Origin of the sequence: Pseudomonas khorasanensis (assembly GCF_014268505.2) — a bacterium.
Classification (GTDB): Bacteria; Pseudomonadota; Gammaproteobacteria; order Pseudomonadales; family Pseudomonadaceae; genus Aquipseudomonas; species Aquipseudomonas khorasanensis.
In genome coordinates this window covers 284,229-308,718 of sequence record NZ_JABWQP020000004.1, presented here as the reverse complement: position 1 = coordinate 308,718, position 24,490 = coordinate 284,229, and the positions used below count along the sequence as shown (strand labels likewise).

Sequence of the window (24,490 nt, the reverse complement as noted above, 5' to 3'; positions counted from 1 at the left end):
GCGGCGTTTTGCTGTCAGTGTCGGCTCACTCGGCGATGGCCGGCTCCGCCATCAGCGTCTGCAAAGTGATGCGGGCCGTGTCCGCCTTCCCTGCCTGTACCCGTTGCACCCACCCCGAAATAGCAAGGGGCTGTTGCCCGTTGAACGCCAGGAACACGTCTGCGCGCAATGCAGGATCAACGGAACGTACATCGCGAAAAATCAGGCTGTGCTCGGTGGCTGGATCGATGATGATCAGATGGTCTGCAACGATTTCGAAAAGCAGGTCGTCCACCTGTACATGCTCCCAGATCAATTTACCCGGCACCGCTGGCGCGGCTCCCCAGTCATGCCGGCAATCGATGACAATCGAGTCCAGTCGTAACCAGGCGGCCCTGGACAACAGACACGTCACGTTGCCCTGCCCCAGTCGCAGAACCACCGTGCGGACGTCATCGGCCATCAACGGCAGCAGATCATCCAGATGGTCGTGCCCTTCAATCGTCATGACTTGCTCATTGCGCTGGAAGTAATCAAATGGTCCGAAGCTTTGCATGCCCGGATACACCTGCACCTTGTCTTCCCGTTGCTCGTGCAATAACACCTTGGTCTGCATGCCGGACTGAGTCTGCGTGCCGAGCAGATCAAACGATTTGGGTAAGGTACTCGAGTGGATGCTCAGCAGTCGGGCGCTGCGCGTGTCGTACCATCGCAACGTATCGGGCGCGGACTCCACGGAAACAAAGTCTCCGTGAGCGACCTCGCGCAACAAAGCTCTCAGGCGCTCGACCAGTGATTCGCCTTGTGCGTTTACCCACTGCCGATTAACCCCTACCACCACTTCGGGCGCTTGGTCGCGAAGTCGCAGTAACACGCCCTCGACCGTCGTGCCGCGCAGATTCGAACCATCAACGGTGACGTCGGCGAACCGCCAGTCGGCCCATTGCGCTTGCGCCTGCGGCAATGCATCAGCATGCAATAATCGCGTGCCTGTGGCAAAAAACCGGTCAAGGGACAATGGATCGACGAGTGCCTGCTTCAGGATTTCGCCACTCGACACACTGAACAACCAGCCCGATCGCTGATCCGGCGTTACGCCGAGCAGGCGCAGGGTCTCGCTGTGCCCAGGATCGCAGAGCAACACGCGGTCATTCACATACCAGGCACTCAGGCTGCCGTCACCGCTGATGTTGCGCAAACCCAGAAGAGCAAAGCTCATCACCGGATAGCGTTTGGCGACAGCTGCCAGCGCCAGCCACCACTGGGGACGATCCTTGAACCATTGCTCACCGAGACCGCCTAATTGCACATCGCCCTCGGTGGTCAGGTTAAAGAATCGTCCTTCTTCATCCAGTACCAGATAGCCGCTCTCGACCGCCACCACTTGCTTCAGCCCTTCGGGCCTCACCCAGCGATGCGACCATTGCGCCTTGCCCTGCACCACCGCTCGACGCAGCCAGCACAGTGTCTGATGCAGGCGGTTGTAAACGACGTATGCATCGTCTTTCTCAGCCAGAGGCAAGAGCACCAGATCGTTCAGTTTTTTGATCGAGTCGGGCCAACCCCGCGCGTGATGCCGCGAAGGCAGCGGACGGATCAACAACCGGTCGCGGCTGCGGATCCAGGTGATGTCACGCTTGTTCGGCTCCGATTGCCAGCAGACTGAAACGTAGGGTGCCGGTTGCCAGTCCACGGTCGTGAATCCGTCGGTCTCGGGCCATGCACTGGGGCTCAGATGTTTGCCCAATACATTGTCCCAATCGTTCAGGGTCTCGTTGTCCAGCAACACGGATTGCAGCTCCTGGGCCAGATCATGAGTGACCGAACTCAACAGCAGTTGCCCGTCGTGGATCAAATAACCGAATTGTCGCGACCCGTCTGTGTCACTGACCGACTGCTCCAGGTGGATGACACCGTGGGTGTCCATCCGGACATTGCCAATCGTGCTCTGGTCCCCCGCGAACAGCAATCGGTATCGATGCTTGAGCAAGCCACTGACGGCATCGACCTGCCAGATATGTAAACTCTCGGGCGCGTAGAACCAGGCAGATTCGCCAGCCACCAGCGCCAATTGCGCATCGTCGGTATCGAAGCGGTCATTGCGGATGTACAGGAAACGGTCTTCGTAGGCGTCATACCATGCTGTTGTGTAGCGCGGTTGTTGCGGCGACTCGAACGGGATCAGCCAGTCATGAACCGGCGTATACGGCAGCACCAGACGATGCTGGTGAGCCAAGGCTCTGTAGTGCTTGAGCAATGCTTGTTCATCGAGTCCCTCGGGGGCACTCTGCTCGATGATGTTCAGCCGACGCTTGCTCAGGTCGACGCTGAACAACTGATGGTCGCCGGTGCGGATCAACAGTAAATGATGCCCCCGGCCGGACACCGTCACTCGAACATTACCGATGTTCAGTTCGCCTGAACGCTCGATGTGAATGTCGGCTTCACGCGCCCACCCGGCCTGGAGCACCCAGCGGCACTGCTGCAGGCTGGGCGCGTGTAACTCCAGACTGACCCCGGGGGTCAGCGTCACGGTACAGGACGCGCCCTGACCGGAAATCCGGTAGGCCAGTTTGCCCTTCCAGGCACTCGGCAGCGTCGGCACCACCAGGGCGCGCTCGACCGCGTCAAGGTTAACGCTGATGACCGTATCGCGATAAACCGGTACCAGATGCTGCACGATGTAATGGGAAGGAAACGAGTAGAACGAAAACAGAAACAGCCATTGGCCATCAGCTTTTTTCCTTTCCAGACGGCGTGCCGTCGCGAATCCACGATCATGGCGCAACGTGGAGAACGGCAGTGCCTTGTAATCATAGCCGTAGCAGATCTGCGGAGTGGCCGGCAGCACAATTGTTTGATTGGCTGGCGGTGCAAAATCCTTCTGTCGGGGCAGGTTCAACTGCTTGCGTATATCGATCGCACGATCATAGTCAGGATCGAAATCCGGTACGCCGAAGTGGTCGCGCAACGGGTAAAGCTTCGCACTGTCCAGGACGATTTTCCCCGCCTCCAGATCAATGCTACTGACCGTCAACGCGGGATCGGCGATCCACGCCCCCATTCCGGCATCGAAGTGGTAACCCACCCCACGGTAAGCAAGCTCCATGTCAGCGAAAAAATCTCCCACGGCTTGTGCATCACGGGCGATTTCGGCAAATCCTTGCGCCAGAGCCGCTACTCCAACGGCCAGTCCGCCCAGTATCACGCCGGCGCCACCCAGTACTGCCGCGGCGGTCGAGGCGCCGGCCACCGCCGCCGCAACACCGCCGGCCGTCAGCGCCAGACTGGCGGAGTCGAACGCCAGTTGCGTACCAAACTGTGCCTTTGCGACATCGTCTTCTACGGTCGCCAATTGGTAGATATCAAACCCTACGTTGGCGAGCCCCAGCACCGCGCCGACGCCTTCGTTTGCAACGTGGCCCAACGCTTCGCTGACCACGGGGGCGACCGTGCGTGTAATGACCTTTTGCTCATTCAGCGCAGTGCGCACCAGGCGAATCAGCCCGACAACGTCCACCACGTTGCCATGCACCAACTGCGCATAATTGACGTAAGCATGCAAACGCACTGCTGTGGTCAGCGTGCGGCTATCGCCATCGCGAGCACGCAACGCATTCATCAACGCCTGTATGGTGAAGCCTGCGTTGAGTGTATGAACACTCCCGGCCTCGGTGGGATCCAGCACCGTACCGGCAGCGGTCGGTTTACGCGCCAGGGTGGAGAACTGCTCTGACAACCAGTTTTTGATCCGCAACAGGCGATGATCGTCGCTGAGAACCTGCACCACCCGCTCGGGCTGCGCAGGGTCAACAAGACTCAGCTGATACTTGCCGTCGGGCGTGATTTGCAGCGTTTCAAACAACGGTACCAGCGGTGTGGTCGAAGCATGGAGCGCTTGCAAAGCCTGCGTAGCGTGAGCGATCTGGCGCCCCCACCAATGGCTGTCCAGCCCTAGCAGACTGGCGCCCAAGTGGGCATTTTCGGTCAGCGACCGGCCGTGCGCACTGTTCATGCGCTGGCGCAACCTGCCTGCGGGTTGCCCCGGCAACGGCTCGCCGCTCAGCACCCTGGCCACCTTGAATCCGGCTGACAATGACAAGGCTGCCACTCGCTCGCCCTGCAACTCGATCAGATCGAACGTTGGCCGGATCTCGGTACCGTAGGCGGCATAATATTTGGCCATACCCATTTTCAGAAGAAGATGTTCAAGCGCGCGCTGGAGCATGGCAGGCGTCTCGAACTCGAACACACCAAAGTTGGGGTCGTAAAAATGAAAGAGGGTCTTTTCACCCACCCGGGTTTTCGCCACCAGCAGCGAGTGATTGTCTGAGTTGAGCAACAGCGTTCGATCGACGGCAAAGTCCGCCAGGGCCGCCGTGATCTGCGCTACATCAGCGCGCAAAAGCGTGGTTCCCACTTCACTCAAACGGGTACCTTGCAGCTCCTCCAGCGCTTGCAAAAAAACAATCGAATCATTCTGTTGCGGCTCCATGACAGCCAGGTAAAAACGCTCGCGCAGGCGCCGCGAAGCTTCCTCCCCAGTGGCGAAAGCCGCGGCCATCATCAGGGTCAGCGGATAACAACGCCCACCAATGGATTCGCCCACGCCATCGACCAACAGATCTTGCGGGACCGGTAATACACTACTGACGTCGAGTTGGCCGAACACCTGATCGACGCGCTCGGCGATTTGCAAGCGATGCTCAAGCGTGGCCGCTTGCTGGATCTGCGCAACGTAGCGTCCCCACTGCTGCAAAGAGTGAGCCTTCGTCAGCGCAGCCTTTTTCAGAGCCAGCGCGCCCACCGAAGCTGCCGGCGCGGTGATATGGCTGACCAGACCTGCCAGGAATGCCGGTTCTTTACGGGTATACAGGTGCCGTTCAATAACGGCATAGCGACTCGACGCCCCCCGCTCGCGCACGCTGTTGGCCAAGTTATCTGTCTGACCACGGACCGCTTCGAATCCTTGGTCATGCAGCGAATCAATGCCCAGCAACGCGCCCAGCGCCAGGCGTTGCAGCGGCGTTATCTCGGCCAGAGACAGCTCACCTTGAGCCATGCCGCTCAACACTTCGTCCAGCCCCAGATTCAAGCTTCGCCGGTCACGGGGATACACCGCGGGTCGTGCATCGAGCGGCTGATGCCTGATCAGTTGACGATCAGCAAAGCTCAACGGCAATGGCTCTTCGAAAGTAATCGCACCATCGTGGCCCAGGCGCATGGCCTCGACAAAGCGATCGCCGAGCCCATCGACCAGTCGCTGCAGGATTTGGGTCAGCAACACTGCCCGTCCTTCGATTAATGGCCAGCCTTGCTCGAACTCAATGGTCGAGCCTAGGAGCAACTCTGTGATATCGCCCGCATAGCGAGTCTTGTAGCTGCCCTCCTGCCAGCGTTGCTGCTCCTTTTTAACCCATTGCAGCGGATCGGTTTCATTGTCTTTCCAAGAATGATCCTGTTCTTCTTCGGTGTTGCGGTTAATAGTCGGCAGGGCGGCAATAGCAGCGTCGCGGCGCACCGCCTGCGCATCCGCCGGGGTCAGATGAGCGCGCTCGTAATCGGCCATGCCATCGCGCATGGCGCCGGGGCCGGTCAAGTAGATCGTCCACTCGCTTTGGAGGCGAATGCCGTCGCTGAAGTGGCCGGCTGCTGCACTCGCCAGCAGCCTTGCGGAGATTTCCCGCTCGGTGGCCAGTTCTTCCAGCACACCGTAGGTTTGGGCAAGTACCTCTTCGGCCACCGGCGTCAACCGATCAAAGTCACTCAGCGCAATCCCTCGTTGCATGCCCAGGCGAGCGGTGGCGTCGATCAAGTCATAGTTGAAGCGGAACCGCTCGATAAGGGTCTGCAGCATTGCCGCGCCGGGATGAGCCATCAGAAATGCGTTGCTCATCGAGCCTCCTTCGGCCACCGCACGCAATGCAAATGGGCGCGCAAGGCGGTCTGCCGGCGCCTGAAAAACCTCAGCAAGGGAGGGGCTGCTTTTGGCAAAGCCCTGCAACGCCGCAAGGTGCTCTGCGGGGATACTTTCCAGGTAGCTGGCATAACGACTGCGCAACTTTTGGCGCCCCGGCATCCACTCGGAATTATGATCCAGCAACAATTGCAACACGCCCACGCGTGCATCGCTCCCAAAAGCACTGATATCCGTGCTGCCGAGGATATTGCTCAGTGGCGGCAGGTTATCGACATCGGCATAGCTGCCGCCCTCACCGTGCAGGACTTCGGCGCGAACGACGTCGGAGGCCGCAGCCAGGTTGCCGCGTAAACCCGTTTCCCGCGCGTAGATATCCTGCAGTTGCAACGGAACGGCGCCGTGCAGGTCACGCAGTTGCAAGTTGCCGTCGGCCAGAGCCAACAGACTGCTGCGATGACTCATTTTGAGCGATTCAAGTTCTGCAGCGTTCTGGCCATAGGCGCTTACCAGCAAGTCGATGCGCGCGCCATCGGCCGACTCGCCGCTCGTCGTCGCGGCACTGATATGCGCGAACATTTGTTGTTTGAGAATAATGGCGCGCTCTTCAAAAAGCGTGGCCAATTCATTCTCGGAGACTTCTTTGCCGGCAACTTTTGCCAAGGCGTCGGCCTTGGCCGCTTCAACGATGAGTTTGTTGGTCTGGTAGGCAAGTAGCGCGTCGCTATCGTGCCAGAGGTTAAGTGTGTAACCGTGGCCAGCGAGAACTTGTTTCCACACGTTAAGGTAATCGCGTTGAATCTCGCCGACCCCACCGCCGAGCCAGACAAAATGAAGAATGTTGGGCACGGGTGTTGCCCGCACTTTGATCAATGCGGCACTGGACTGCACATGGGACTCAAAGTCTTCGACCTTTCGATAAACCTGTGACAGTTGCGAGGCGGGCGCCAATAACTCCACTTCGCGTCTCATCCGCATCGATCCTGCTACCTGCTCAAGAGTCTGGCGGAGCAGGCCCAGCGGCTCGAGCAACTGTTGCGAACTTTTGGCGTCGACGCACGCAGCGTAATAGCGCAGCAGTGCGCCATAGCGTTGACTGCCTTTATATGGCAATAAAGCCTGCTCAAAGTCCGTCAACCTTAACAGCGCATTAAAACCAATGTAATTTTCGCCACCTGCCAAATCCACGACCTTCATAGCAACTTACCCAATAAAGTAGAGAGAACTACAGAGCGAAAAAATAACGATGAACGAGAACAAACTCAAACAGGAAGACATTCAAATAATTTCAATAGCGACAAACGCGACAAGGTATTAAACGGTATATCGAGACAAGTCTGAAACCACACATTTCATTTGATCATTTAAAACCAATCCTTCCCATATAACATTGGTCAGCGACGTTTTATTTGAAAACCTAAAAAAACAAAAAAAGGCCGTAAACGCAGCGTTTACGACCTTTACGGACAATGTTGGCTGGATATGTCAGATGAGCTTTTGAATCGCCGCAACCAGACTGCCAACCGTGTTATCGCCCCCAGCCAGTGACAGCGCCTCGATCCATTTCCTGATCGGGAACGCGTGAAGTTTGTCGTGAAACTTGATCCCCATCTGCAGCGACAGTACCGGCTCACCGGACTGTGGCTCGGCATCGCGCACGATCAGACTGTGGGCATTGTCGGGATCGGCCAATACGAGGTTTCCATCCACCAGCGACACCAGCAGTCGGTCGGTGGCGGCCATGTCCAGAATCAGCGCGTATGTTCTCGTCGCCTCGACATCCAGCGGACGCCGGCTATCGACCACAATGCAATCCAGTCGCTGCCAGGCGTCGTCCGACACACAATAACTTGATGTCTGCGAACCGAATGCCAGGATCACCTTATCGACACCGTCTGGCAGCAGCGCCACGACGTCTGTGACCTCGCCCTGCATTTCCAGTGTCAGTACCTTGCCATCACGGCGAGCATGGCAGTCCGCAAGCCAAAGATTGTCGGGCGCGCCACGTGTAAACATCAAACCATCGACCGGGTCGTAGAGCATCGGCACCGATTCGTTGCGGGTTCCCAGAAACACCGCCCATTGCCCATCGGCGCGGCCCGAAACGTCGAATAGACGATCCAGTTCCGGCACGAAGTACTTGTAGCGATCGCCAAAGCTTTCGACTTGTAGCACCGGTGCATGGGACTTCCCGCGCAGTAACGCATTCAATCGCCAGCGCAGATGCTCAGCCGTCTGGCCTCCCCTGTAAGACCATTGGTTGTCGAGGCCGACAATGCGTGCCGGCTGCTGATCGAGCAATTCCAGTTGAACGCCTTCGTAGGTTTGTCCGAGCAGTCCCTGACCATGGGGCACCACTTGCGTGAACGACCACTGACTCCAGACCCTGGTCGCTGCAGGCAACTGGCCGGGATGCACGAACCGGGTGCCATCGGTAAATACCTGGCGTAACGCCGCGATTGGAACCAGTGCCTGCCGATAAAGCTCCCCGGCGAGGACATCCAGCAGCCAGGCCGCATTTGAGTCCGGATTGAGCCCCAGCAACGCCAACTCTCTGCCCGACCCGACATCGGTCAGCACGACGTGTTCGTTGATACACCACGCCGCCACGGAGTGAGTCCCCGAGACATTGCTCAGCCCGATGATCGGGAACGGTGCGGTTCGATACTGTCTGGCAATAACGGCCAAGGCAGAGAGCCAATCGGTATTTTTCTTCAACCAATACGCCCCGACACCCACAAACTGCAGTTGGCCTTGCTTGTCTATCTCGTACAGCCGACCGTCTTCGCGGGTCGCGATATGACGCCGGTCGAATTTGCTGACATCGATGACATCCGTGGCCATGACTTGCCCCTCCGCCGATGCCGATTGCCGGAACAGCATCGTGGCTTGCTTACTGTAGAACAGCGGATAATCGCCCAGGCCGTCATCCCAGGTCAGCAGGACGGTGTCCAGCTTCAGGCCAGTGTCGTGGTCCAACTGGAAAAACAGACGATCCGCCAGACGGATCCAGGCCAGATCGCGCAGCGTCTGCTTTTCATGACGGCGTATTTGCACGAATCCGGTCGGTCCCCAGGCGCTCAGGCTTGGCGCCATGTCCGGCGTCCCGTCGGCATAAGTGCGCGGTGTTGTGAAACGAGCCACCAATGAATGCCAGAACTGCGCTGCAAGCTTCGGTGTGTAATCGCTCCAGTCGGCTGACGTATCGATGCCCGTAAGCACTACCGCCATTTCATACAGAAGGTACTCGAAACCGACCTCTACCCCGCTGGTGACTTCAAGCATTTTTTGCCGGACACGCAGTCCGCGGGACGTCTGCTCAAAAGCCGTAATCCTGGAACCACTGGCCGGATTCATCAGACGGTAGCGATGATTGACCGTGCCGGTGATCACATCGACCCGCCACACTGTCGCGTGCTCCGGATGATAAAACCAGGCGTGCCCGGCGTTGACACTCCCCAGCACAGCACCGTCACTGACATCGTTTGGGAGGTTGCGTGCATACAGCAGGCGGGCACGCGCCACGTCGTACCAGGCAGTGACAAACGCGGGCCGGGCCGCCGGACTCATCGGCACCCTCAGCTTGTGTAACGGTATATGGGCCGCTGCAACGCGCTGCTCCGCCGCCAGCGCTCGAACGCGGGCGAGCACTGCGGCTTGGGAGGTTTGCCGGCCAACCGAAACACTCCATGTCGACGAGCCTGCCTGCACAGCCTTATGCTGCAGCGTGATAGACATTAGCACCAAGCGCTGCGTTTGCAGGTCGACACTGAACAATTCGCCATTGCCCAACTCAATGAAGTCCACCCGACCTTCTATGCGAATTCCGTCGACAGCCAAGCCTGTGTCCTCGAAGCGCACCGTGTCTTCGCTGGCCCAAGGCGCATGAATGATCCACTGGCTCGCCGAGTCATTACGCAAGTAAACCGCCACGAGGCCAGGCGTCAACCAGAGCTGGCGAACCCCCGGTGAACGCGTAAGGATCTCGTAGGAAATGCACTGTTTCCATTCTTCCGGCAACGCCGGCACCAGCAATTGGCGCACGTGGTCGTCGAGTGTCACGCGGATTTGCGTAGGCTTATTGAACGGGTGCAGCTTGTAGAGAATGTGCGGAAAAGGCGTGTTGGCGAAGAGATAGAAACGCTGTTCCCCACTCTTGTCGTACTCCAGCTTTTCCACGGTCCGGTTGCGCAGGCTCGGGTACCAGGTCTCCATGTATGGCTGGGCGAGCGAATCAATTAACACGCCGATTGGCGAAAAAGCACTGAGCACGCCAAGCGAGGGCATTTCGCTTGCTTGCCGGGGCTCGCGTTCCAACTCACCTGGCTGTGGCTGGTAGGGATAGCCGGCCGTTCCAAGCTGGTACTCATAACCGTAGTAACACAGCGGCGTACACGGCAGCACAACCGTCTGCACATCACCGGGTGCCGGCCGGATCAAACTGACAGCCTCTGGCAATCCGAGCGCCTCGCGGATATCAATTGCCTGGTGCCGGCGCTTCGGATCAATGTTGAACTGCGGCAGCTCAAGCCCTCCACGATCCATGGGGTAAAACTTCTGGCTGTCGAAGCGGATCCGGTTGCCTTGCAAATCCAGCTCGGTGATGACGGCCTCGGGTTCAAATGTCAGCACGCCATCCTTGCGCGTGTAAACGCCGGGCCCGTAGGCGTCTTGAACCTTACGCAGGTGCGCGCCCACGGCTTTGGCCTTGTCGCTGATTTGTCCTAGATTGCTGGCGATGGCTGTGACGCCGATGCCGACGCCAAGCAAGGGCACCGACAGAATCGCGGCGGCAGCGCCCACCGTTCCGCCAACCGCCAGCGCAGTGATATCCAGCGCCAGTGCCGTCACGTCAAACACCAGTTGTGTGGCCAGCCGCGAGCGTTGTTCCTGATGGGTGGCCACCGTCAATCCGTAGACATCAAAGCCTACGTTGACGGCAGAGAATCCAACCCCTATCCCCGCAGCGGCCCGGCCCAGCAGCCGACCGGACAGCGATGACTGGCGCAACGCCAGCGCCTGCTCGCTGGCAGCCACCTGCCGGACGAGGTTGATGATTTGCAACGAATCGCTCAATACGCCATAAACCAACTGGGCGTAACTGACGTAGACCTGCACCTGAAGCGCGATCGACAACGTCGGCACTTGCTCTTTCCCGGTCTGATACTCGCGGTTTCGCATCTCGGTGACCAGCGTCTGGATAGCAAAAGCAAAACTCAATCGACTGCCGCCGTCAGCCTCCCCCGCAACTGACGGCTGGCCGCGCACTGCCGTCACCAGGCGCTGAACGTGCTGTTTCAGTTTGCTGAGCCGCGCATCGGTGGTGGTGACTACTCGGGTGATTTGTGGATCGCGGGCATCGACCCATGTCACGCTATAACTCGCGTCCGGGTTGTGTTGAACCGTGTCCAGCAAGGGCAAAAACCCTGCGCTCAGCTTGTGCTCGGTGCGCAATTGAGCGCAGGTCTGTGAAAACTCCCGAGCCCAGTAATGGCCATCCAGATGCGCCAGACTTGCGCCCATCCGGGCGTTTTCACTCAGGGAGCGATGACGCCCCACGGCTTGCTTTTCCCAGACCGCAGGCGCGCTGGCGTCGAAAATGGGTGCGTTTTGCAGAAACCTGTCCAACCGGGTATTCGACGAAACCATCTTGTCGGCAATCGCCTGGGTGTTCAGTTCGACAACATTGAATCGTGCAGCGTCGCCGTCAGCGAGACCATATAACCTGGCCATTGCGCCTTCATCACCCTTCAAGTATCGCTGTATGCCGTACCTGAGGTCTTGCACCCGGGAAAATCCGTAAATGGCGAAATTGGGCTCGTAAAAACGGTAGGCCGTCTGGCCGGCCACCAGCGTTTTTGCCACCAACAGCGCATGGTTACCGGTGTCGAGCAGCAGGACCGTCGGCGCTGCCTTTGCCTCCAGCACTTGCGCAATACCCTCCAGACCATGACTGCCTTGAGGCGTTCCGACCTCAGAAAAGGGCGCGCTCTGCAATTCATCCAGCGCCGACAGCAAAGCACGCGAATCGGCATCTTCAGCGGCCAGACTGGCATTGGCCACCCGGCCGATCAGCGCGCGCTCCGCCGAGTCGCCAAGCGCCAGCGCCGCCGCCATCATCAGCGCCAGCGGATAGCAACGGCGACCTGGATCGCCCGGTGTACGCATGAGCAAATCCTGTGGCAGTTGTCTGGCAGAAATGGCTCCTGCCTCGAACAGCTCGGCCCCCACTTGCCTGCCGCGCCTGAAAATTTGCCTGCGATACTCACGTTGCGCCGTGCTGTTGATCTGCCCGATGCGCTCGCCCCACTGCTGCAACGTCAGCGGGTCGTTAAACGCCAGTACCTTGAGTTCACGCGCGGTGTGGTCGCCCGGCTGACCTGCACTTGCAAGGCCGGCTTCGAAGGCCGGAGTCGAGCGCAGGTGCAAGGCTCTTTCGATCGCGTTGTAGCGGGCAAAAAGCCCATCGACGCCGGTTTGTGTGGCCAGGTTCACCACCTCCTTCCACGTACTGGCGAAGCCGTCGGTATCCACGCTCGCCGCCCCGAACATCCCACCCAGCATCACGCGCAGCAATGGGCTCAGTTGTTCGACGGCAAGCGAGCGGTGGGCAACCCGGGTGAGCAACTCGTTCAGGTTGCTGGTGGACTCGGCGCCGTGCGAGGGCGGCAGTTCATGGTCAGGTTGAGCCCGTATTTGCTGACGGGTGTCGAAACCGATGGAAACGGCTTTGTGGAAGGTAATGTCGCCGGTCAACTTGTCTTTCAGCGCGCGAATGAACGGATCGCCCAAGTCATGCATCAGTTGTTGCAGCACTGGGGTCAACAGAACCGGTTTGCCCTCTATGACAGGCCAGCCTCGTTTGAAGCTCAGGGTCTGCTCTTTCAGCAGATCCGGAAACTGGCCGGCGTAACGAGACTTGAGTTTGCCGGAGCTCCATTTCTCCTGCTCTTTCGCCAGCCACTGCTCCGGATCATCGTTGACAGTCCAGCCGGAGATTTTTTCCTCTTCGGTATCGACGTTGTAGCCTTCAGCCAGACGCAAACGTTCCTGAATACTGAGCTCGGAAGCCGCAAGAAGATGCATGTCGATGTATTGCTTTAGACCGGTGACTGCAGCACCAGGCCCGGTCATGGCTATCGTGCTGCGAGCGTCGACACGAATGCCATCCTTGTAATAGTCATAGATGGCCTGGCCTAATTGACTCAGAAAGTCCTCAATCGGTTGACCTAGCTTTACCCCTTTTCTTTTTTCGTTTAATACGCTTTCAATGACTAGCGACAGCTCGTCACTCTGTGCCCAACTTATTCCCTGCGCCGCAGCCCTGCGTTCTACGTCATACAGACAGTCATAGTTGAAGCGAATCAACTGTTTGATTGCCAAGGTCATGCCACTGTCAGGATGAGCAAGGAAATGAGCGTTCATTTCTCTGTCGATTTGAGTGCCCATGCGAAACCCGTTATGGGGCACCGAGGTGTCATGCGGTGGAACGAAAACTTCACCGACATCAGGTTTAGCGCAAGCGAAAGCAACGAGAGCGTCCTTGAGACTGGACGGAATGCTGCCGGTCCTGTCCTCATAGCGTGCTTGATCCCGTCCGGGCATCAACGCCTCGTTATGGTTGAGCAACAGTTGCAGAACGCCCAATCGCTGATTACTACTGAACGCACTGATGTCCACACCGCCCAACTTGTCGGCCAGCGGCGGCAAGTAATCCATGTCGCTGTAACGGCCACCTTCCATGTGTTCGGCCTGCAAACGCACTACATCGCTCGCCGCGGCAAAGTTGCCGCGCATGGCCACTTCGCGTTGATAGACATCCTGTAGAAAGTGCCCGGCAAATTCATAGTGAACGTCGCGCAACTGCAAGTCCGTCCCGGCCATGGCCAGATGCGTCTCCAGACACCGCTGGCGGAAAGCCTCCAGCGTCGCGCGATCCTTGCCGTACGCGCGAACCATCAGATCGATGCGAGCCTGGTCCGCCCGGCCCGCCCACTTCGGCTGATTCAGATAGTCGAACATCTGGTGTTTGAGTACACGCGCGCGGTCTTCAATCATTTGCGCCAACTGGCTGGGTTTGGTGACCTTGGCGCCCCCGGACTCCATCGCATCTATTCTGGCGCTGTCGAGAATTACCCGATTCATTTCGAAGGCGAGCAGTGCATCACTGTCGTACCAGAGGTTGAATTTGTAATCCTGGGACTTCAGAACCTCGCGCCAGATATTCATGTAATCGCGCTGGATGGTGCCAACCTCACTGCCACCGACCCAGACGAAGTGCATGATTTTCGGGACCGGCCGGGCCACGCCGGTAAGCATGTCCACTGTCGCTGACAGCCGTGATACATAACGGTGCAACTCGGCCTGGATACGACTGACCTCCACGGGTACAGGGACAGACTTGCGATCCAGCAATAACCCAAGTGTTTCCTGAAAAAGTTTTACCGCCAGCAGTTTTTCCGTCGCATCGCTGCTGGCACGGGCCGCTTCATAATACTGAGACAACGCCGCATATTCAGTTGAATTGGAAAATTCGCTCAGTGCCAGCTGGAGCATTGAATAATCCGCACCCGACGCAAAAGAAACTTCTCCTGCCTTATTCCCTATCGTGCCCATCCGCCTTATTCCTTGAAGAATCATTAAAGTCGGACAAACCTAATGGGGAACCCCGGTACACTCAAACTTGCAATAGGCTCAAGCCTTGTCAGAGGAAACATCGAATAACGTTTCGTCGCGCATATCGCACTACTCAGTAACAACTGCGTCTGTCAGTGGCCGGTCATATAAACGAAAAAAGCCGCGCCCCCGGAAGGATTGCGACTTTTTTTACTCTTTAACTTAATAAATAGTATCGACCTGATGTCAGGCAGACATGGAATTTCTTACAACTTATCGTCGGCAAGTAACAGAGGCTGTGTCAGCCAATCGGTTTTTCGCCATACCAACGCGGCGTATACACCCAGTCACCTCCCTCGGCACGGGGAAACGTGCAGGTCGTGGAGGAACCAATCAGCACCATCGTGCGCATGTCCACTTGATCCGGGGTCAGCGCGCCCAGCGTGGTGGTACGCAAGGTCTGTCCCGGACGACCGATGTCACGTCCCAGCACCACAGGGGTTTGCGGCGTGCGGTGCTGCGCGACAATTTCCAGCGCGCGGCCCAATTGCCACGGACGCGCACGGGAAATCGGGTTGTAGAACGCCAAAGCCAGATCCGCTTCGGCGGCGAGGTCCAGACGTTTCTCGATGATTGTCCACGGCTTGAGGTTGTCCGACAGCGACATCACGCAGAAATCATGGCCCAGCGGCGCACCGGCCTGGGCGGCAGTGGCCAGCGACGCCGACACGCCCGGCAGAATCTCCAGATCGACGCTGTGCCAGGCAGGATCATCCGTTTCGTGCAGGGCTTCGAGCACGGCGGCGGCCATGGCGAATACGCCCGGATCTCCGGAAGAAACCACGATCACCGAGCGTCCCTCGACGGCGAGTCTGAAGGCATGGCGGGCACGCTGCATTTCTTCGCGATTGTCGGTGCAATGCTGCACCTGATCGTCACGGAACGGCCCAGCCATCCGCACGTAGGTTTCATAACCGAGCACATCGGTGGCGCGGGCCAGTTCGGCTTTCACGGCCGGCACCATCAGTTCGGCGGCACCGGGGCCAAGGCCGATCACTGCGAGACGACCGCGTGGGCGGCCGATCTGCGACACGTCCAGCGGCTGCCCGGCGATGGCGATCGCAACGCTGTCGAGGCAGATAACGTTGGCTTCAGGCAGTGCAACGCGTGTCAACGCCTGAAGATCGCCTTGCACCGCCACGAAACGCAGCGGCACACCCAATTCGAATGCAGCCGCACGCAAATTCGCCGAAGCCATTTCAGTATCGGACGCCACGAGACAGGCCAGTGATTGCACAGCAACGTTCGCCTGATGCAATGCATCGCGAACAGCGTTCGGCAGATCCGCCACTTCAGCACTCACCGCCACCGCAACACTGCGCGGATAAATCAGCAGCTCATCGGCGCGCGCCTCGCGCTGTGCGCTGCTGACATGGATCGAACGCTGCGCCTGCGGATCCTGCGGTAACTGCGCCTGATCCAGCCACGGCGCCGCGCCTTCGATGCGCACGCTGTGCCCGGCGAGCAGATCGGAAACGAAACGTTTGCCCGACTCGATATCCGCCAGGGCATAACCGCTTGGCGGGTTGAGCAGGCAGGTGCCAAAGCGCAATTCGCCGCTGGTGGTGATTGCCGGCGCCACTTGCAGCGCCGCCGCGATGTCGCGCGCCATGACGTTGACCCCGCCCAGCCCGCCGAGCAACGGCACCACGGCGCTGCCGTCTTCAGCCACGGCCAGTACCGCCGGTTCGGCGCCCTTCTCCAGCAGCAACGGCGCAAGAGTGCGAATGACAATGCCGGCCGCGCACAGGGCAATGATCGGCGTGTCCTGCTGATACAGCGTACGCAAGGTCGCGCCGAATTCCTGATACGTGCAGTCGGCGCTCTCGACGCGCCCGGCAAGGCCATGAATCTTTGCGGCCGGATAGACCTGCTGAATACGGCGTGCCGTGGCGAGACTGCCCTGGCCGAGGATGACAATGGCGGGGGTGGAGTGAGTCATCAACCTTGCCACCGTTCGCCCGGGACGATGATCAGCGAGAAGTACGGCGAGGACATCGGCTCGACCTGATCCATCGGCACGATCTTCTGATTGGCCATGGTCGCGCGCTCGACATACAACGCGCGCTCGGCGAGGCCGAGTTCTTCCAGCACCTGACGCACTTTGGGAAAGTTGCGCCCCAGTTTCATGATCACCGCCGCGTCGGCGTCCGCCAGCCGCCGCTTCAATTCATCATGGGGCAGCACGCCGGAAAGCACCGACAGGCTTTGATTGCGATACACCAGCGGTGCGCCGAGCACCGAGGCGCCGCCGAGCATCGAGCACACGCCGGGCACGACTTCGGCCTCGTAACGGCTGGCGAGACGATCATGCAAATACATGTAAGAGCCGTAGAAGAACGGGTCGCCCTCGCAGATCACCGCCACGTCGCGGCCGGCATTCAGATGCTCGGCCACCGCCACAGCGGCTTCGTCGTAGAAATCGCTGATGACCTGTTCATACGACAGCGGCGCCGGTAAGGCCTCGGTGGTCACCGGGTAGACGAGCGGCAGCAGATTCTGCGCCTCGACCAGATGCGCCTCGATGATGCCGAACGCATTGCCCTTCTTGCCCTTGGCCACGAAGTACGCGACCACCGGCGATTCGCGCAGCAGGCGCAATGCTTTGACCGTAATCAGCTCCGGATCACCAGGGCCGACACCGAGGCCGATCAGACGTCCTTTGGCCTGCATCATTCGATCTCCGTGGCGAGGGCATTGACGGCGGCGGCAGCCATGGCGCTACCGCCCAGGCGCCCTTGCATGATCACGAACGGCACGCCACGGCTGTCGGCGGCCAGGGCGGCTTTCGATTCGGCGGCGCCGACGAAGCCGACCGGGAAGCCGAGGATCAGCGCCGGTTTCGGTGCGCCGGTGTCGAGCATTTCCAGCAGATAGAACAGCGCAGTCGGCGCGTTGCCGATCACCACGACGCTGCCGGCCAGATGCGGACGCCACAGTTCCAGCGCGGCGGCCGAGCGGGTATTGCCCAGCTCACGCGCAAGCTCCGGCACGCTGTCATCGCGCAAGGTGCAGATCACTTCGTTATTGGCCGGCAGGCGCGTACGGGTCACGCCTTCGGAAACCATGCGCGCATCACACAGGATCGGCGCACCGGCCGCCAGCGCATCGCGCCCGGCCTTGCCCGCGCCCTCGGAGAATTGCAAACCGTCGACCGCCTCGACCATGCCGCAGGCGTGAATCACCCGCACCGCGAGCTTTTCCAGGTCGGCGGGAATGCGCGCCAGATTGGCCTCGCGGCGAATGATCGCGAAGGAGTTGCGATAGATCTCCTGACCGTCGCGGATGTAATCAAGCATCAAGGGGGCTCCGGGAGCGGGCGTCGAGCAGGGTCGCGGCCGCTTCAATAGTAAGGTTGCAAGCGTGCAGCGCGCCGAAACCGGGCGCTGCTGAATCGCGGAAATAGAGGTCGTAATGACCGGGGCTGACCGCCAGCAAAGTGGCCGGGGCACGGTGCGCGGCGGCGCAGGAGCGCGAACAGCCGGACAGGTGAACGCTCTGCGCAGAAGGCAACAACCTCGCCAACACACGCGCATCACCTTTGGTGTCGGCCAGGCCTTTGCCGCAGCCGCTGGAACCGGTGCAGGCAATGATTTTCGACAAGGGCTCAGCGGCCTGGGTCAGCAGGTTGAGTCGCTTGAGGCCTTCGACAACTTGAACGGCATCGTCCGTTTTCACGTTTGGCACCAGCAGACTCTGCCACGGCGTGAACCGCAGGTTGCCATCGCCGAATCGCCGCGCCAGTTGAGCCACGCCGCGCAGCATGACCGAATCGAGGCGCCCCAATGGCGGCACCGCACCCACGTAGACATGCTTGTCAGCGTTTTGTGGATGAACGCCGATGTGCAGATCATCCGTGGCTGCCGGAGTGCGCTGCCAATCTCTAGTCGCTTTGATCGGCAGGCGTGTTCTGAGCTGTTCGAGGAACGCCAGCATTGGCAGCTCATCAAGCAAATGACGCATCCGCGTCTGCTCTGGCCGTGCCAGATCGAGGAACAGTTCCAGCACCGCGATCACCAGCGCGTGACCGTTTTCCAAAGGCACGGCACCGACAGCACGATCCGTCGGGCAACCCGCAAGACCAAACGCCAGCAACGTTTCGCCATCGCAATCGAACGCCGACATCCACAGATCATGCGGATGCTCAAGCATCGCCAGCGCCTCGCCACCGTCCAGCTGCACGGCGAACTTGGCGCTCAACTCGTGGAAACGCGGGTGGCTTTGCAGCGTTTCGAGGATCTGCCCGGCAAGTGTGCGAGTGTCGCAGAGCATCTGCCGGTCAATTCCCGCGGCAGGGCTGAGCATCAGATTGCGCACGTCATCGGCCGCAGCGGTTCGCGGCCCGAGTCCGGCGCCCAGCAAGCTGTTGATTAACGCAGCAGACTGTCCGCCGATACCGCGGATCTGCAGATTGGCGCGGTTGGTTGCCTCGATCGCGCCGCTGGCGAAACGCTCGACGGCATCGGCCACTGCATCAGCCTGATCGGAACTTATCGAACCGCCATTCAGCTTGATCCGGCAGATGCCGCCATCCAACGCCTGGACGATACGCAGCAACCCCGGGCAGGCCGAGGGGCGTAGGGCGGTGGAAATCGGGTGTTCGTTCAAAGGGTGGCCGTCTGGCAGGGCAGCGCTGTGGTGGGCGAGAGGGCGCCATTATGCCTGTTTTGCCCCGGCGCATGAAAATGCCTGCCCATCGGAATTCTCGCGAACCCCATAAAAAATCTCCACCGCAGACCTCAGATTTCGTATTCCTCAATTTCAAGGGAAACCTCACCAATAGCCTGTTCCACGATTGTTTGATTGGCATTCAATGCCCGGCGGGTTATCACCAGTTTGCAGGCGCGAACATCCAGCTGGGACTGTGGCTGATGTACCTGCCAGAACAGCACATTAGTCGTGAGGACAGACTTGATGAGTCGAACATGGCTGATCACTATCTCTATTTCCCCCCGCCGGTTATAACTGACAGGTACGATGTGCGAATTGAAGGTCTTGCCGCTTAACCCGACAAACTTATTGAGCAGTGCAACGTCGCTTTCAAGCCTGGCGAGGCTGGCTTCAACTTGCAACAACTGCGCTCGGGTGAGAAGAGGCGCTACCGAACTGCGCCAGGCCTTTTGAACCGAGCCGGAAAAGTCCTCTTCGACCCGTTCGATCGACTCGCCCTCGGCAGTCCAGCCCATTGACCAGAGCATTCCGACAAAATGGTCGAACCACGGCCCCGGCTTCTTATCACTGCTATACGTTTTATCTGCTTTGTCCAAGGCAATATAAATGCAGTTCATGAAAAACCTCATGTCGTCTGCAGGTTGGCCTTCGACGTTTGCAAACAGCACATTGCCCATGCCAACCGCATGGCTGGTGACGGCATTGGAACTTGAATTGATGTCCATATCTTTTCCCTCGATCAAACTTTCGGTTTAACAAAATATATTCAAATAACCTCAACAGCCCGAGGCGCACTGAAACTAACAAAACCAACAACCTGAAGAAGTAATTTTTATATACATCGAGTTTCCAGCCACCCCGAAAACGCCGCAGGCGACGAGATCCGCGTCAGATCTCAACCGCCGCGTTATCATGCCGCCCTTGTAGATCAATCCTGGATCAGGGAACGGTATGACACCTTGGCTGACAGTTGTGGGAATCGGTGAAGACGGCTTCGGGGGCCTGGGCAAAAATGCCCGACGCGCCCTGATGAATGCCTCGCGGATCGTCGGCGGCCAGCGTCAACTGGACCTGCTGCCGGTGTGCATTCGCGCTGAACAGCAGTTATGGCCAACTCCTTTTTCCCTGGCGCCAGTGTTGGAACAACGTGGCAAAGCGGTGTGCGTGCTGGCCAGCGGTGATCCGATGTTCTATGGCGTCGGTGCCAGCCTTGCGCGTCTGGTGTCCGGCGACGAGATGCTGATCCTGCCCGCGCCGTCCTCCTGTTCGCTGGCTGCCGCCCGTCTCGCCTGGCCGTTGCAGGATGTGGTGACGCTGTCGCTGGTGGCCCGGCCGCTGGCGGCGCTGAATGCACAACTGTTCAGCGGCGTGCGCCTGTTGCTGCTGAGCAATGACGGCAAGAGCCCTGCGGCGGTCGCGCAATTACTGCGTGAGCGCGGTTTCGGTCCGAGTCGGATGAGCGTTCTGGAGCATCTGGGCAGTAGCGCCGAACGCCGTGTCGACGGCACAGCCAATGACTGGAACAACCCGGTCGTTGCCGATCTGAATGTAATTGCTATCGAATGCCTGACCGATGCCAATACACCGCGCTTGTCACGATTGGCCGGCCTGCCCGACTCGGCATTCCGGCACGACGGTCAGTTGACCAAGCGTGAAGTACGCGCCATCACCCTCGCCCGTCTTGCGCCAACGCCCGGCGAACTGCTCTGGGATGTCGGCGCCGGCAGCGGCTCGATCGGCATCGAGTGGATGCGCGCGCACCCCAGCTGTCGGACGTTGGCCATCGAGGCCGACGAGGGCCGTCAGCAACTGATTGAACACAACCGCGATGCGCTGGGCGTGCCCGGCCTGCAACTGATTCGCGGCAAGGCGCCACAAGCGCTGGCCGGGCTGGAGCGTCCGGATGCGATTTTCATCGGCGGCGGCGTCACCCGCGAAGGCGTGTTCGAAACCTGCTGGGAACACCTCAAGCCCGGCGGACGCCTGGTCGCCAATGCCGTGACGCTGCAAAGCGAAGTCACCCTGATGCAATGGCGCGAACAGTACGGCGGTGAACTGACACGCATCCATGTCGCCCAGGCGCAACCGCTCGGCGAGTTCGACACCTGGCGTCAGGCATTGCCAATCACCCTGCTGGATTTGGTCAAACCCCTCGATGCGTGACGAAACCGCCGAACAACCCGCCCCCCTGCGCAGCGGCCTGACCACGGGCAGCTGCGCCACGGCCACCAGCCTCGCCGCCGCGCGCCTGTTGCTCACCGGCGTCAGCGCCGACGCGGTGCACATTACTTTGCCCAAGGGCAAGCAGGTGCAGATGCGTCTGGAGTTCTGTCGTCTGAGTGAAAACGGCGCCGAGGCCGGCACGATCAAGGATGCCGGCGATGACCCTGACGTTACCCATGGCGCCCTGCTCTATTCGCGGGTGCGATTGCTGAGCGAACCGGGGATTCGTTTCAACGCTGGTGTCGGCGTCGGCACGGTGACCCGCCCTGGTCTGGTATTGGCCGTCGGCGAACCGGCGATCAATCCGGTGCCGCGCAAAATGATCAGCGATCACCTGACCTCGCTCGCCGCCGAAACCGGCTATGCCGGCGGCTTCGACGTCACGGTCAATGTCGAGGGCGGCGAGGCGCTGGCATTGAAAACCATGAACCCGCGTCTGGGCATTCTTGGCGGTCTGTCGATCCTTGGCACCAGCGGCATCGTCCGGCCGTTTTCCTGCGCGGCGTACATCGCCTCGATTCATCAGGGCATCGACGTGGCCAAAACCAACGGTTATCTGCACATCGCCGCGTGCACCGGCAACGCCAGCGAAGACACCATGCGCCGGATCTACAACCTGCCGGAAATCGCCCTGATCGAAATGGGCGACTTCGTCGGCGCCGTGCTCAAGCATCTGCGCAAAGTGCCTGTGGATAAACTCAGCCTCTGCGGCGGTTTCGGCAAGATCAGCAAACTGGCGGCAGGACACATGGATCTGCACTCGCGGCATTCGAGCATCGACTTGCCGCAACTGGCTGAGTGGGCGGCGGCGATTGGCGCGAATGAGGCGTTGCAGCAGAGCATTCGTGAGGCCAATACCAGTCAGCAGGCGTTGGCCATGGCCAGTGCGGCGGGGATCGCCCTGGGCGACGAAGTGTGCCGCCACGCCTTGGACTTTGCCCGCAGCGTGGTGCCGGGATCGGTGCAGGTCGAGGTGTTTGCGATCGATCGTCAGGGTGGCGTCGTTGGCCATGCCGCAGGTGTTGCATGAAGCGGATTCTATTGCTGGGCGGCGTGACTGAAGCGCTGGCGATTGCACGCACCCTTGGCCCGCAGCACATCTACAGTCTGGCCGGGGTTGGCCGTGTGCCGAGCGATCTCACCTGTCAGGTTCGGGTCGGCGGCTACGGCGGCGCTGAGGGCCTGGCGCAATTCATTCGCGACGAGGGCATCGATCTGCTGCTCGACGCCACCCATCCCTACGCCGCACAAATCAGCCAGAACGCCGCCACCGCCGCGCAACAGGCTGGCATCCCCTGCTGGGCCCTGCGCCGTCCGGCGTGGCAACCGCAGCCGGGCGATGACTGGCGCGAAGTCAGCAACTGGGCCGAACTGATCGACGCCCTCAAACCGTTTACCCGCCCACTGTTCACCTTGGGCCGCGAACCGTTGCAGCACCTCGACGAAATCCCTGCCGAACAATTCTGGACCCTGCGCGCCCTCGACGTTTATCCCGGCAACGAACGCAGCGAAGTCATCGGCGCGCGTGGGCCGTTTCTGCTTGAGGATGAGCGAGCGCTGTTCGATCGCAGGCAGATCGATGTACTGATCAGCAAAAACAGTGGCAGCAGCGCGACCGAGCCGAAGCTGGAAGTGGCTCGGGAACGTGGGGTGCCGGTGATAGTGTTGAAGCGGCCGGGGTTGCCGGGGGTTGATCGGGAGTTTTGGACGCTTCAAGAAACACTTGTTGAATTGGAGACGTTCACTTCCTGAGGCAAGATCCACGGCTTGCATGATAAGTAACCTATTTGTTACCTTCAGGGCCGACTGTGATCACACTCGAAGAATATCTACAAGAAGACGATTCAAGCCCGTTTGGCCGTTGGGTTTCCACTTTGAGCGTGCAGGCCGCAGCAAGAGTTTCCACTGCCTTGGCACGGTTGGAGATGGGTAACACCTCCAATATCAAGTGGTTGATGGCCTCGGTGAATACAGAATCAACTGGGGATCCGGGTACAGAATCTATCTGGTACAAGAGGGCAAACGACTGATCATCTTGTTCGGTGGCGGAGACAAATCCACGCAGAAGCAGGACATCAAACAGGTGAAAGCACTGATGGCCGAATTTCGAATCCGAAAGAAAGCTGAACAGAACCGGAGATAATTTGATGGCGCTCACTCGAAGCTACAAACATACAATTGCAGAGCGTGCCCAACGTGACCCCGAATTTGCCCAGGCATTACTGGACGAGGCTGCAACGCTGTTTCTGAATGGCGAGCCAGAGGTGGCCAGAATCATTTTGCGCGATCTTGTCAACGCGACTGTCGGATTTGAAGAGCTTGCAAGGGAAACTGAAAAGCCCAGCAAAAGTCTGCATCGAATGCTGTCAGCCAAAGGCAATCCGAGCATGGACAACCTGGCCAAAATATTTTCGGTAATTCGAGCTACGCTGGGTGTAGATATGGAGGTTCATGCAGTACCGGTGAGCTAAGCGACTGGTTGATAAGGTCTCTGCGACACCAAACCGCACGACGCTTTTTTACTTATCGGCCCTGATCAGGCTAAATAGTCCACGCCTGATCGCCCACCCAACGGACCTGTCCCATGAACCGACGCCGGTTAGCATTTGCCTGGATCGCCTGCTTTGCAGTGCTGTTCAACATGCTCGCCATGCCGATGACCGGGGCGATGGCACAGGCGGCCAGTTCGCCGGCCGAGCAAATACTCTGGAGCAGTTTCTGCACCGGCAGCGGGATGAAAATGGTGGCGATCGACATCGGAGCCACGGATCCCAAGACGCCGCCAAACGACACCCACTCGAATATGCAGCATTGCTGGTGTTGCTCAGGCTCGGCGCCACTGCTGGCGCTGCCGGGGCATTCGCCGCAGCTTTATTTCGCTCGCTTCGACAGTAATCGCAGCGTCGCGCCCGTCTCGTTGCAAGCCCCCGCTCCACGCCAGCAATGGCCGAGTCTCAATCCCCGTGCATCCCCTCTGGCCTGATTTGTTCGCGCAATAACCCGCGTTTCAAATCGTTCTGGAGA

Annotated in this window: 12 protein-coding genes and 1 pseudogene; 6 read left to right on the top strand and 7 right to left on the bottom strand. The window is 59.4% G+C overall.

The genetic code is table 11. From position 1 onward, the window contains the following. Window positions 1–25 precede the first annotated feature (25 nt). From HU727_RS12850 to HU727_RS12820, 7 genes are all read right to left on the bottom strand, one after another. Window positions 26–7,093 carry a TcdA/TcdB pore-forming domain-containing protein gene (locus tag HU727_RS12850; protein WP_186531597.1) on the bottom strand — a complete coding sequence of 2,356 codons (7,068 nt, stop codon included), beginning with the start codon at window positions 7,091–7,093 and terminating at the stop codon, window positions 26–28. Between the two features lie 288 nt (window positions 7,094–7,381). Next, window positions 7,382–14,452, bottom strand: coding sequence for a TcdA/TcdB pore-forming domain-containing protein (locus HU727_RS12845; RefSeq protein ID WP_186531598.1), 7,071 nt, complete (start codon window positions 14,450–14,452; stop codon window positions 7,382–7,384). A gap of 361 nt (window positions 14,453–14,813) precedes the next feature. Further along, window positions 14,814–16,514, bottom strand: a complete 1,701-nt coding sequence (gene cobJ / locus HU727_RS12840) for a precorrin-3B C(17)-methyltransferase (protein WP_186531600.1) — start codon at window positions 16,512–16,514, stop codon at window positions 14,814–14,816. Continuing rightward, window positions 16,514–17,248, bottom strand: coding sequence for a precorrin-2 C(20)-methyltransferase (locus tag HU727_RS12835; RefSeq protein ID WP_437180402.1), 735 nt, complete (start codon window positions 17,246–17,248; stop codon window positions 16,514–16,516). The genes cobJ and HU727_RS12835 overlap by 1 nt, the downstream gene beginning before the upstream one ends. After that, window positions 17,245–17,871, bottom strand: coding sequence for a precorrin-8X methylmutase (locus HU727_RS12830; protein WP_186531602.1), 627 nt, complete (start codon window positions 17,869–17,871; stop codon window positions 17,245–17,247). The genes HU727_RS12835 and HU727_RS12830 overlap by 4 nt, the downstream gene beginning before the upstream one ends. Then, window positions 17,864–19,180 (bottom strand): precorrin-3B synthase, encoded by a 1,317-nt coding sequence (gene cobG / locus HU727_RS12825; protein WP_225919829.1) that lies wholly within the window; start codon window positions 19,178–19,180, stop codon window positions 17,864–17,866. Before cobG ends, HU727_RS12830 begins: the two co-directional genes overlap by 8 nt. Window positions 19,181–19,311: 131 nt before the next feature. Then, on the bottom strand, window positions 19,312–19,968 hold the full coding sequence (locus tag HU727_RS12820) for a hypothetical protein (RefSeq protein WP_186531604.1): 657 nt from the start codon (window positions 19,966–19,968) through the stop codon (window positions 19,312–19,314). A gap of 226 nt (window positions 19,969–20,194) precedes the next feature. Between HU727_RS12820 and cbiE the strand changes: the two genes are divergently transcribed. The 6 genes and pseudogenes from cbiE (at window position 20,195) to HU727_RS12790 (ending at window position 24,449) form a co-directional block, all read left to right on the top strand. After that, on the top strand, window positions 20,195–21,406 hold the full coding sequence (gene cbiE / locus HU727_RS12815) for a precorrin-6y C5,15-methyltransferase (decarboxylating) subunit CbiE (RefSeq protein ID WP_186531606.1): 1,212 nt from the start codon (window positions 20,195–20,197) through the stop codon (window positions 21,404–21,406). After that, entirely contained in the window at window positions 21,399–22,496 is a 1,098-nt protein-coding gene (locus tag HU727_RS12810; RefSeq protein WP_186531608.1) for a cobalt-precorrin-5B (C(1))-methyltransferase, read from the top strand. Before cbiE ends, HU727_RS12810 begins: the two co-directional genes overlap by 8 nt. After that, complete coding sequence (locus HU727_RS12805; protein WP_186531610.1) at window positions 22,493–23,218, top strand: cobalt-precorrin-6A reductase; 726 nt, start codon at window positions 22,493–22,495, stop codon at window positions 23,216–23,218. The genes HU727_RS12810 and HU727_RS12805 overlap by 4 nt, the downstream gene beginning before the upstream one ends. Before the next feature lie 56 nt (window positions 23,219–23,274). Then, window positions 23,275–23,609, top strand: a pseudogene (locus HU727_RS25730) (type II toxin-antitoxin system RelE/ParE family toxin). A 4-nt stretch (window positions 23,610–23,613) separates the two neighbouring features. Beyond that, window positions 23,614–23,937, top strand: coding sequence for a helix-turn-helix domain-containing transcriptional regulator (locus HU727_RS12795; protein ID WP_186531614.1), 324 nt, complete (start codon window positions 23,614–23,616; stop codon window positions 23,935–23,937). Window positions 23,938–24,050: 113 nt separating this feature from the next. Next, window positions 24,051–24,449, top strand: coding sequence for a DUF2946 domain-containing protein (locus HU727_RS12790; RefSeq protein WP_186531616.1), 399 nt, complete (start codon window positions 24,051–24,053; stop codon window positions 24,447–24,449). Window positions 24,450–24,490: the final 41 nt, after the last annotated feature.